At 67.8% G+C, this 11,285-nt stretch carries 12 protein-coding genes; 6 read left to right on the top strand and 6 right to left on the bottom strand.

Translation table 11 applies throughout. The features are described from left to right. Positions 1–10: 10 nt before the first annotated feature. Entirely contained in the window at positions 11–694 is a 684-nt protein-coding gene (locus tag R2910_08215; GenBank protein ID MEZ4412951.1) for an arylesterase, read from the bottom strand. A 22-nt stretch (positions 695–716) separates the two neighbouring features. On the opposite strand from R2910_08215, the gene R2910_08210 reads away from it, so the two are divergent. The 6 genes from R2910_08210 to R2910_08185 all read left to right on the top strand — a co-directional run bounded on the left by R2910_08210 (position 717) and on the right by R2910_08185 (position 6,606). Beyond that, the gene (locus tag R2910_08210; GenBank protein ID MEZ4412950.1) at positions 717–1,385 is read left to right on the top strand and encodes an ABC transporter ATP-binding protein; all 669 of its coding nucleotides are present in this window, start codon (positions 717–719) and stop codon (positions 1,383–1,385) included. Then, positions 1,382–3,943, top strand: coding sequence for an FtsX-like permease family protein (locus R2910_08205; GenBank protein ID MEZ4412949.1), 2,562 nt, complete (start codon positions 1,382–1,384; stop codon positions 3,941–3,943). The genes R2910_08210 and R2910_08205 overlap by 4 nt, the downstream gene beginning before the upstream one ends. A 66-nt stretch (positions 3,944–4,009) precedes the next feature. Further along, on the top strand, positions 4,010–4,924 hold the full coding sequence (locus R2910_08200; GenBank protein ID MEZ4412948.1) for an enoyl-[acyl-carrier-protein] reductase: 915 nt from the start codon (positions 4,010–4,012) through the stop codon (positions 4,922–4,924). A gap of 5 nt (positions 4,925–4,929) precedes the next feature. Then, positions 4,930–5,604 (top strand): hypothetical protein, encoded by a 675-nt coding sequence (locus tag R2910_08195; GenBank protein ID MEZ4412947.1) that lies wholly within the window; start codon positions 4,930–4,932, stop codon positions 5,602–5,604. Positions 5,605–5,614: 10 nt separating this feature from the next. After that, entirely contained in the window at positions 5,615–5,986 is a 372-nt protein-coding gene (locus tag R2910_08190) for a DUF423 domain-containing protein (protein ID MEZ4412946.1), read from the top strand. Further along, complete coding sequence (locus R2910_08185) at positions 5,983–6,606, top strand: YkgJ family cysteine cluster protein (GenBank protein ID MEZ4412945.1); 624 nt, start codon at positions 5,983–5,985, stop codon at positions 6,604–6,606. The genes R2910_08190 and R2910_08185 overlap by 4 nt, the downstream gene beginning before the upstream one ends. Here the strand turns inward: R2910_08185 and R2910_08180 are convergent. The 5 genes from R2910_08180 to ctaD form a co-directional block, all read right to left on the bottom strand. Then, positions 6,600–6,926: a hypothetical protein gene (locus R2910_08180; GenBank protein MEZ4412944.1), complete on the bottom strand. Its 327-nt coding sequence runs from the start codon at positions 6,924–6,926 to the stop codon at positions 6,600–6,602. The two genes, R2910_08185 and R2910_08180, sit on opposite strands and share 7 nt — an antisense overlap. A 38-nt stretch (positions 6,927–6,964) precedes the next feature. Next, positions 6,965–8,359 (bottom strand): M20/M25/M40 family metallo-hydrolase, encoded by a 1,395-nt coding sequence (locus R2910_08175; protein MEZ4412943.1) that lies wholly within the window; start codon positions 8,357–8,359, stop codon positions 6,965–6,967. Between the two features lie 74 nt (positions 8,360–8,433). Next, positions 8,434–8,778 carry a cytochrome C oxidase subunit IV family protein gene (locus R2910_08170; GenBank protein MEZ4412942.1) on the bottom strand — a complete coding sequence of 115 codons (345 nt, stop codon included), beginning with the start codon at positions 8,776–8,778 and terminating at the stop codon, positions 8,434–8,436. 5 nt (positions 8,779–8,783) lie between these two features. Beyond that, positions 8,784–9,398, bottom strand: coding sequence for a cytochrome c oxidase subunit 3 (locus R2910_08165; GenBank protein ID MEZ4412941.1), 615 nt, complete (start codon positions 9,396–9,398; stop codon positions 8,784–8,786). Between the two features lie 52 nt (positions 9,399–9,450). After that, a complete protein-coding gene (gene ctaD, locus R2910_08160; protein MEZ4412940.1) occupies positions 9,451–11,283 on the bottom strand; it encodes a cytochrome c oxidase subunit I in 1,833 nt (610 codons plus the stop codon). Between the last annotated feature and the right edge of the window lie 2 nt (positions 11,284–11,285).

Genomic DNA, 11,285 nt, shown 5'->3' with positions numbered 1-11,285 from the left:
TCTTGCCCGGTTACGAGCGTGGCCCCTGCTTCAACAGGGGGAGCAGCGCTCTCCACACCAGATCGGCCACCCGTCGCTGTCCTGCCGCCGTCGGGTGAATGCCGTCGGCCTGATTCAGGGAATCGACCCCGCCGACACCCTGAAGCAGGAACGGGACGAGCGGCACGTCGAGATCGGCCGCAGCCTCCCGGTAGACCGCGCGGAAGCGAGTCGTGTAGTCGGCGCCGAGGTTGGGGGGCGCCTCCATCCCAAGCAGAAGGATCCCCGGTGGTGGGTGCTGCTGGCGGGCACGGCGCACAATCGCCTCGATGTTGACCCGCAACGAGTCGGGATCGAGGCCACGGAGGCCGTCGTTGGCGCCGGTTTCCAGAATCAGGATCGCCACCGGCTGCTGCATGAGCCAGTCCACCCGCTGCCGCGCCCCCGTCGACGTTTCCCCGCTCACGCCTCGATTGACTACGCGGTAGTTGAGGCCCGCGGAGTCGATTTTCTGTTGCAACACGGCGGGGTACGCCTCGGACGGGTCGAGGCCGAGCCCTGCCGTCAGGCTGGTGCCGACCACGAGGATCAGCGGGGCGGCCGGCGCCGCGGCGGGGGAACTGTCGGCCGGCTTCGGCGTATCACCCCCACCACACCCGGCCAGCGCCGCGAGAATCGCGGCGCCCGCGACGGAGTGCTGTATCATTCGGGACATGGGAAACGTCATTGGAGTCCAGATGCTGCGCTGTGAGAACCTGACCCAGTCGTATCGATCGGGCACGGGCACGCTGACCGTCCTGCAAGATATCAGCTTCGCGGTGGAAGCCGGCGAATTTGTCGCCATCATCGGCCCGTCTGGCAGCGGCAAAACGACGCTGCTCGGACTCCTGGCCGGACTGGATCGGCCCGCGTCGGGCGAGGTCTGGCTCGATGGAGTCGCGCTCAGCGGGCTGGATGAAGACCAGCGCGCCGCCCTCCGCGGCGCCAAGGTCGGCTTCGTCTTCCAGGCCTACCAGTTGATCCCGACGCTCACCGCCCTGGAGAATGTCCAGGTCCCCCTCGAACTCCGTGGAGAGTCCGACCCGTCACGGGCCCGCGCGCTCCTGGAGCGCGTCGGGCTGGGTGACCGCACCGGGCACTACCCCGCCCAGCTCTCCGGCGGCGAGCAGCAGCGTGTCGCGCTGGCGCGGGCGTTTTCTACCCACCCGAAGATCCTCTTTGCCGACGAACCGACCGGCAATCTGGATCAGCGGACCGGGGCCGACATCATCGACCTGATGACCGACCTCAACCGCGAGGCGGGGACCACACTCGTGCTGGTAACGCACGACCCCGACCTGGCTGGCCGGGCGCGCCGTATTCTCCGGCTGGCGGACGGCCACCTGGAGTCGGACACCACCACGTGACACTGCGCGCGCTGCTCCGACTCGCCTGGCGCGAGGGGCGGGCCTCGCGCCGACGCCTCCTCCTGCTGGTGGCCGCGATTGCCACCGGTACCGCGGCGCTGGTGGCGATCAACACCTTTACCGCCAACCTCCGCTCGGCGGTCAACGCCGAGGCGCGCGGCCTCCTTGGCGCGGACCTGGCGCTGGCGTCCCGGTCAGCACCGACCGAATCGCTGGACGCGCTGGCAGATTCCCTCGCGTGCGGAGGGCCGGTCTCCTGCGCCGACCGGGCGACCGTCACCACCTTCGGCGCCATGGGGTATGTCCCAACCCGCACCGGCGTGCGCTTGGTACGGGTGACCGCGGTTGATGGAGGCTGGCCCTTCTTCGGGGCGATCACCACGACGCCGGCGGGAGCCTGGCCCCGACTCCAGGTTGACCGGGTGGCGCTGGTTGACCCTGCGTTCCTGACAGCCCTCGGGGCGTCGATCGGCGACACGCTGGCGCTGGGCGCGCTTCGGTTGCCGATTGCGGGTACGGTCGACCATGTACCCGGCGATGTCGGGATTGCCACCGCGTTTGGTCCGCGGGTGTTCATTCCGGGGGCACTGGTCACCGAGACCGGCTTGCTCGGCTTTGGCGCGCGAGCGGAATACGACATCTACCTCCAGCTGCCGGCCGGCGCCGACGTGCAGGCTATCGCCGACACCCTGAAGCCGAGACTCCGCCCCGATCGGGTGCGGGTGCGCACCGTGCAGGATGAACAGCGCAATCTCGGCAACGCGCTTGAGCGGCTCGGACGCTACCTCGGCCTCGTCGCCCTTGTGGCGCTGCTCCTGGGCGGACTCGGCGTCGGCAGCGCGGTGCATGTCCTGATCCGGCAGAAGATGGACACGATCGCGGTGCTCCGGTGCCTGGGCGGCAGCAGCCGACAGGTCTTCGCGCTCTTCCTGGTGCAGGCCGCTGGCATCGGGCTCATCGGAAGCACCGTGGGTGCCGCCATCGGGCTCGCGGTGCAACAGGCGCTTCCCCGCGTCCTCGGCGATTTCCTCCCCGTGACGGTCACTCCCGCGGTCTCCTGGCCCGCCCTCGCCACCGGACTGGGGCTTGGCCTCTGGACGGCGGTGGCCTTTGCGCTGATTCCGCTGCTGGGCATCCGCAAGATTTCTCCCCTTGCCACGCTGCGCCGCCCCTACGAGGCGGAGGCCAGGCCGGCGCGCGACCGCTGGACGATTCTCGCAATCGCGGTTCTGATGGCGAGCGTTGTCCTCATGGCGATGGTGCAGGCCGGCAATGCGTTCCGCGGTGCCGCATTCGCCGCGGGCATCGGCGTGGCGCTGGCCGGGCTCTGGCTCTCCGCATTCACCCTTGTGCGGGGGCTCCGGAAGTCGTTCCCGCACCGCCTCGCGTACGTATGGCGGCAGGGACTCGCGAACCTCTATCGACCCGCCAACCAGACGGTGTCGGTCGTCTTGTCGCTGGGCTTTGGCACCTTCCTCCTCGCGACGCTGCTGCTGGTGCAGCACAACCTCCTGCGCTCGTTGCGGGTGGACGGAAGTTCGCGGCGACCCAATCTCATCCTCTTCGACATCCAGCCCGACCAGGCGGCGGGGGTGGACTCCCTGCTCCGCGCGCGCGGCCTCGATCCAACTCCCGCCGTGCCGATCGTCCCGATGCGCATTCAGTCCATCAACGGGAAGGCGGTGCAGGACTATTCGCGCGACACGACCGAGGTCGAGGGACGGCCGGCAGGATGGGCGCTCCGGCGCGAATACCGCTCGACCTACCGCGACTCCGTGGTCGGGAGCGAGCGTGTCGTCCTCGGGAAGTGGTGGGGACCCGGCACTGATTCCGCCGGGGCGCCGGTGTCCATTTCCGTGGAGGTCGGGCTCGCGGAGGAACTCGGCGTCAGCATCGGTGACCAGATCACCTGGGACGTGCAGGGCGTGCCGATCCCGAGCCGGGTCACCAGCCTCCGCGAGGTCGACTGGGCCCGGTTCGAGACGAATTTCTTCGTGGTGTTCCGGCCGGGGGCGCTCGAGGCGGCGCCGCAGACGCTCGTCACCCTGGTGCGAGTCGACAGCGCCTCCCAGCGGGGGCTGATCCAGCGCGCAGTAGTGGAGCAGTTCGCCAATATCTCGGCGCTTGACCTCTCCACCGTGCAGCGAGCGCTGGACGACATCCTCGGCAAGGTGGGGGCGGCCATCCGGTTCATGGCGTTCTTCACGCTGGCGGCGGGGCTCGTGGTCCTGCTTGGATCACTCGCCACCAGCCGAGCGCAGCGGTTGCGGGAAACGGTGCTGCTCAAGACGCTCGGTGCGAGCCGGGCGCAGGTGACGCGGGTGGCCGTGTCGGAGTACCTGGCGCTGGGCACCCTGGCGGCCCTGGCGGGGCTGGTCCTGGCGCTCGGGAGCGGCTGGGCGCTGGCCCACTGGCTCTTCGAGACGAAATTCGCGATCCCGGCCGGGCCGATGCTCCTCCTCGCGGCCGGTGTGGTGGCGCTGACGGTGGGCGTCGGGCTCTGGAGCTCGGTGGACCTCTTTCGACGCACGCCGCTGGACGCCCTGCGGAACGAGTAGACGCTTCTTACCTCGCCCTCCGGGCCGCTGTATCTTACGACCATCCTCAACAGGTGGACTGCCCGGATGCTCCCAATCGACCTGCGCGGCAAGCGTGCCTTCGTGGCCGGCGTCTCCGACGACGGCGGATTCGGCTTCGCCATTGCCAAGTCCCTCGCCGAGGCCGGCGCCTCGGTGTGCCTCGGCTCCTGGCCCCCCGCGCTTGGCATCTTCCAGAAGCTCCTCGAGCGGGGCAAGATGGAAGCATCGATGGCCCTGTCCGACGGCCGCAAACTCGAATTCGAGAAGATCTATCCCCTCGACGCCGCCTACGACACGCTGGCCGACGTCCCCGCGGACGTCCGCGAGAGCAAGCGTTACAAGGAGCACGGCGACTTCTCGATCCAGGGGGTCGTGGATCACTTCCGGAAGGACTTCGGGGAGAAGCCGCTCGACATCGTGGTGCACTCCCTGGCCAACGGTCCTGAGGTCAAGAACCAGCTGCTCGATACCTCCCGGGCAGGATACCTCTCCGCGGTGAGTGTGAGCGCCTACAGCAACGTCTCGTTCGTGCGGAATTTCGGGCCGCTGATGCGCGAGGGCGGGTCCTTCCTCTCCCTGACCTACATGGCGGGGGAGCGGGCGATCCCCGGCTACGGCGGCGGCATGAGCACCGCCAAGGCCGCGCTCGAAGCGGACACCCGCACCCTGTCCTACGAGGCGGGGCGACGGTTCGGTGTGCGTATCAACACCATCTCCGCCGGCCCCTACGCCTCTCGCGCCGCCTCGGCCATCGGCTTCATCGACATGATGATCGATTACTGCTCCAGCAACGCCCCGCTGACGCGGAAGATGGAGGCGAGCGACGTCGGGAACACCGCCGCCTTCCTTGCCAGCCCAATGGCAGCGGCGATCACGGGCAGCGTGGTCTACGTGGACAACGGCTACCACGCCATGGGCATGGCCGTCTCACCCGAGTCCCTCAACACTCCCACGGGCTGACGGCGATGTTCATCGGGCACTATGGCGTCGGGCTCGCCCTCAAGCGTGCAGAGCCCAAACTCTCGCTCGGGACGCTCTTCATCGCCGTCCAGCTGGTGGACATCGCGTGGGGTGCCACGATCCTGCTCGGCTGGGAGCGGGTGCGGATCCACCCGGGATGGACCGCCGCTTCACCCCTCCAGTTCCTGTCCTACCCAATCACCCACAGCCTGCTCGCGGCCGGCCTCTGGGCCATCGCCGCAGCGGTCGTCTGGTATACCTGGCCCACCAAGGACTCGAGCGGCCACGGGCGCGCCGCCATGATCGTCGCCCTGGCGGTTGCGTCCCACTGGTTCCTCGACCTGGTCGTGCACGTCCCCGACCTGCCGCTCGCCGGCAATGATACGGCCAAGTTCGGCTTCGGCCTCTGGAACAGCATTCCCCTCACCTTCACGGTCGAGCTTGGGCTGCTCGGGATCGGGCTCGCGCTCTACCTCACCGGGGGGAGCCGCAATCACCCGGTCCGGCGGTGGTGGGCGATTGGCTTCTCAGTCGTGCTGGCCGGGGCCTACGTTGCCACGACACTCGGTCCCCCGCCACCCAGCGTCCGAGCCATCGGCATCAGTGCGATCGTCATGCTTCTGGCGCTTGCCGCGATCGGCGGGTGGATCGATCGCGCTCCCAGCCGCGCCGCCAGGTAGGACACGCCCAATGGACCAGCGCTTCTTCCGGCTCGGCGCCTTCTCGGCCTTTCTCGCGGTCGCGGCGGGCGCGTTCGGCGCGCACGCCCTGCGCGCCCGACTCGGACCGGCCATGCTCCTGGTGTTCGAGACCGGAGCCCGGTACCAGATGTACCACGCGCTCGCGCTGATGGCGGTCGCCTGGGCAGTCACCCGGTGGCCGGGAAAACTGACCTCCGCCGCCGGCTGGTGCTTTGTGGCCGGCACGATCCTCTTTTCGGGCAGCCTGTACGCGATGGCGCTCACCGGACAGCGGGCACTCGGCGCGATCACGCCGCTGGGTGGCGTCGCATTTCTTTCCGGCTGGCTCTGCCTGGCGCTCGCGGCACGCCGCGGCACATGAACCCGGCCGCCGTCCGCTACCGCACGCTGCTCCAATCGCTCGACCACTGGACCACCACCGCCCATCAAATTCATCCTGGCGTAATTCCCTGCCGCCAGGGCTGCACTGCCTGCTGCCACGGCCCCTTCGACATTTCCGTAGCCGACGTGCTTCTCCTGCGGGAGACCGTGGCCGAACTGCCCCAGGAACGCCGCGCGGCGCTCCTCGCGCGTGCAAGGGCCGCCGCGGCCCGGCAGCAGAGACTGGCTCCCGATTGGCCGGCGCCATTCGATGTGCGGGAGTTGGGGGAGGCGCAGTTCGACGGGGTCTGCGATGCGCTGGCCACCGAGCCCTGCCCCTGCCTGGAGGATGGCGGTTGCGTCGTCTACGAAGGCCGACCGGCGGTCTGTCGGATGATGGGACTCGGGCTCGAGTCGCCGGATGATCGGCGCCTGGCCAACGGGTGCCCCATCCAGTCAGAGTTCCCCGCGTATGCCGCGCTCCCGGCACAGCCATTTGACCTGCCGACCTTCGAGGACAAAGAAGAGGCCTGCCTCGTGGAGGCAGGCCTGGCGCTGTTCGATACGGTCGACGCCGCAGGGTACGAGACGAGCATCGCGCTGGCGCTCTCGGGTCAATAGCCCCGATCGTGAAACCCAGCCAACCGCGCCGGGAGATTCGCCGGCGCGGTCTGCAGCAGCTTGCCGGACGGGGAAACCCAGATCTTCACATCGCGAGCGCCGGGGATGAGCGTGGGGCCGAAGGTGAATCTCCACGCCCGTGGATGACCCGGCAGATCCGGCGCCCCCTTCCAGAGCAGGTCGACAGTCTGCTTGCCCATCTTGGGCGGGGGCGCACCGAGCAGGGTGCCGACGGTGGAGTAGGCCGCCGCGTAGGACGCCCCGGTGATCAGCGCGCCGATGAACGCCGCGATCAGCATGTACCAGAGCAGGCGTATCATGAACCCTCCCGGACGGATGGCGTTCGGCCGCCAGCCTGTTACCGGGCCAGCTGCTCCACAATGCGGTAGTAGAACTCCACTCCGAACCTAATCTCCTGCACCGGTACCCGCTCATCATTGCCATGTATCGTGGCGGAGACCGCGGCGGTGGTGCGCCAGGCCTCGACGCCATAGGCGTCGATGCCGAGCAGCCGGTAGTCGTAGCTGTCAGTGTACCCGGTCAGCATCCTGGGCAGCACGAGCGCGCCGGGATCCATGGCCTCGACTGCCTCGCTGAACGCGGCCAGCACCGGGCCGTCCACCGGAGACGAGCGCGCCGCGCGCACCTTGGAGAGCGGCGTAACCTCCACCGTCGTGTCCTGCATGACAGCGCGCAGCTGCGCGAGGAAGTCGTCCGGCCGCTGGCCCGGGAGGAGGCGCACGTCGATTTCCGCGGATGCCTCGGCTGGGATCACGTTCGTGCTGGTCGAGCCGTGAAGCACGGTGATGGCCACGGTATTGCGGAGAATCGCGTTCTGGTAGCGGTCCGCGATCAGCCAGGCGGTCGCCACCGAGTCCTGCAGCGCCTTCGCGGGGTCGGCGAGCCAGGCGCGATGCACCGGATTCCGTTCCCGGGTGGCGAGGGCCTCGAGATAGGCGGCGGCGGGAGGCGTCAGGATGAGCGGCGTCTGCCAGTCCGCGATCCGGCCAAGCACGCGGGAGAGCCTGAGCGCCGCATTGCCCTCCGTCGGACGGCTCCCGTGGCCCGGTTCCCCGCGGACGGTCAGGCGGAGCCAGTACGGCACCTTTTCCGTGGCGTCGAGGCCGTAGGAAACCGTCTTGCCGTTCGGCCCCATTTCGTTGTCGCCCCCCTCGTTCAGGAGGAACTCCGCCTCCCGGACCAGGTCCGCCTTGTGCTGCGTGAACCAGAGTGATCCCGAGGAGCTGAGTTCCTCGTCCGCATTGGCCACGAGGATGAGATCGCGGCTGAGCGGCACGCCCCGACGCTTGAGCGCCACGAACGTGGCGAGCTGGATGATCCCGAGTCCCTTGGTGTCCTGCGCCCCGCGCCCCCAGACCGCGCCATCCTCGATGACCCCGCTGAACGGCGGATATTTCCACCGGGCAGAATCGGCGGGCACCACGTCGATGTGGTGCAGCAGCACCATCGGGCGCTGCGCGCCGGTGCCCGGCAGCCGCGCGTAGAGGTTGCCGCGCCCGGGCGCCGATTCGAAGATCTCGGCCTGAATCCCCTCGCCCGCCAGCACCGCCTGGAGAAACCGCGCGCCCTCGATCTCGTTGCCCGGCGGATTGACCGTCCGGATGCGCAGGTACTCCTGCAGCCAGGTCGTGGCTTCGGCGGCGAGGGAGTCAAAATTCGGCGGCCGGGTCCCCTGCGCCCGGGCGGGAGTCGCGCCGGCGAGGGCGAGCAGCAGAACGGCACTGTAGCGCATCGAGCCTCGTGGGTGAATGACGAAGCGGCCCCGCCGAAGCGGGGCCGCCAGTACAGCGAGCGAGCTTCGGCGCGTCACGCCGTCGGGTGCAGCATGCGCAAGTACGAGAAGAGGAGCAGCAGTGCGACGATGACCACGGTCGCGATGATCAGCGGAAAGACGAACAGGCCGCTGAAGATCTTGCTGTCCGACTTCAGGTGCATGTAGAACATCGCGACCAGGGCGAACTTGGCCGCCGACAGGACGATGAGGATCTCGTTGAGGAACGGCTGCACGAGCCCGTGCATGGGCCAGCCGGCCCGGTGCGACGCCTCGTAGGCGAGCACCTCGAGGGCGGTCATGACGAAGAGGACCACCGCGATCTTGGTGTAGGTCGCGGCCGCGGACTCGTGATGGTGCGTGGCGACTTGGGCGTCCATGCCGATCACCTCATCAGGTAGACGACGGGGAAGATCACGATCCAGACGACGTCCACGAAGTGCCAGTAGAGGGCGGCGATTTCGAGGTTCATCGCCTTCTCCACCGGCAGCTTGCCGCGGATGGCGAGCACGAGGACGGTGGCGAGCCAGATGACGCCGATCGTGACGTGCGTGCCGTGGAAGCCGGTGAGCGTGTAGAACGAAGACCCGAAGAGGTTCGTGGTGTAGCCGAGTCCCTTGTGGTAGAAATGGGTGAACTCGTACACCTGCATGCCGACGAAGAAGAGCCCGCAAATCACCGTGGCCGTCAGCCAGCCGATCAGCTGTTTCCGGTTGCCGGATCGCGCGCCGTCGAGCGCCCGCACCACGAAGAAGGAGCTGAAGAGGAGCACCGCCGTGCCCATCGTGACCAGCGGGATTTCGAAGATCGGCTCGCAGGTGGTCATCTGGCCGTGCAGCATGCACTGCGAGACCTCGTGCGGGAGCGGCCCGACCAGGCTGTGCCCCTTGTACACCAGGTAGTTCGAAATCAGCGTCGCGAAGAAGAGGCATTCCGACCCGATGAAGGTCCAGATGGCCAACTTCCGGGTGTCGAGCCCGGTGGCCGTCGGGGGATGCATCGCGTGTGCGGTATCGTGCGCCAAGGGACCGTCCGTCGCAGTCGTGAGGAGTCTAGTGGTCGGCGGGCTCAAAGGCCCACGAGAAGATGCCGGTCATGGTGATCGCGACGCCGGCCAGGATCACCGCGAGATTGACGTGCATCAGAAAGCCGACGAGGGTCAGCGCCGTGCCGAACGCCGTGACGATCGGCCAGTAGGACGGGCTGGGGAGGTGAATCCCCTTGCCGCTCACCCGGGCCGGCTCCGGCAGCGTGCCGCCGTTGGCGCGCCGCAGTTCCCAGAGGGGATCCCGGCTGTCTACCGTCGGTTCCACCGCGAAATTCCACTCCTGCGGCGGTGACGGGATTGACCACTCGAGGGTGGCGCCGTGCCAGGGGTCGGCCGGGGCCACCGCCCCGCTCTTGAGCGACTTCAGGATGTTCCAGATGAACACCAGGAAGGAGAAGCCGAGGATCAGGGAGCCGGCCGTTTCGATCGCGTTCCAGAACCCGAAGCCCATGCCGGCGGAGTAGGTGTACACCCGGCGCGGCATGCCGTTGAGGCCGAGGATGTGCATCGGCGCAAAGGTCAGGTTGAAGCCGAGGAACATCAGCCAGAAGTGCACCTTGCCGAGGCCCTCGCTGAGCATCCGGCCGGTCATCTTCGGGAACCAGTAGTACGCGCCGGCGGTGAGGGCAAAGATGCTGCCGCCGAAGAGCACATAGTGGAAGTGCGCCACGATGAAGTAGCTGTCGGTCTGCTGGAGGTCCGCCGGGGGCGAGGCGTGCATGACGCCCGAGAGGCCGCCGATGATGAACATCGCCACGAAGCCGAGGGCGAAATACATCGGGGTCTTGTACTGGATGGACCCGCCCCAGACCGTGCCGATCCAGTTGAAGATCTTCACGCCGGTCGGGATGGCGATCAGCATGGTGCCAAGCGAGAAGACCGTGTCCGCCATCGGCCCCATGCCGGTGGCAAACATGTGGTGGCTCCACACCCCGAAGCCCAGGAAGGCGATGAAACACCCCGAGAAGACCATGGCGGCGTAGCCGAAGAGGGGCTTCCGCGAGAAGACCGGAAGGATCTCGGAGACGACGCCGAAGGCCGGGAGGATGAGGATGTACACCTCGGGATGGCCGAAGAGCCAGAAGAGGTGCTGCCAGAGCACGGGATCGCCGCCGCCGGAGGGGACAAAGAAGTGCGTGCCGAAGTTCCGGTCGAGCATCAGGAGGATGAGCGCCACCGTGATGATCGGGAAAGCCAGGAGGATCAGGACCTGCGTGATGAGGCTCATCCAGACGAACATCGGCATCCGCATCATCTTCATGCCGGGCGCGCGCAGGTTGATGATGGTCACGAAGAAGTTCACCGCCGCCGCCAGCGAAGCCACGCCGAGGATCTGCAGGCCGATAATCCAGAAATCGACGTTGAGGCCGGGGCTGAATTGCTTCGAGGTCAGGTTGGCGTAGGCGAACCACCCCATGTCGGGCGCGGCGTTGAAGAGGAAGCTCGCGTTGAGCACCAGGCCGCCGAAGAGGAAAACCCAGTAGCTGTACGCGTTCAGCCGCGGGAACGCGACGTCGCGCGCGCCGATCTGCAGGGGGATGAAGTAGTTGAAGAACATCGCCGAGAGCGGCATCACGCCGAGGAAGATCATCGTCGTGCCGTGCATCGTGAACAGCTGGTTGTAGGCCTCGGGCGACAGGAACGTCTTGTCCGGCGCTCCGAGCTGCCAGCGGATCAGGAGTGCCTCGAGGCCGCCTCCCAGGAAGAAGAGGAAGGCGGTGACGCCGTAGAGGATGCCGATCCGTTTGTGGTCGACGGTCGTGATCCAGCTCCAGAGCCCCTTCTTCTCGGCCGGAGCGGCCTCGGTGCCGGCGTGCCCCATCGCTATCGTGGACATCG

The organism is Gemmatimonadales bacterium (genome assembly GCA_041390145.1).
Taxonomy (GTDB): domain Bacteria; phylum Gemmatimonadota; class Gemmatimonadetes; order Gemmatimonadales; family GWC2-71-9; genus SPDF01.
Note: the sequence above shows the minus strand (reverse complement) of the source record. Positions and strands in the feature narration are given on the sequence as shown.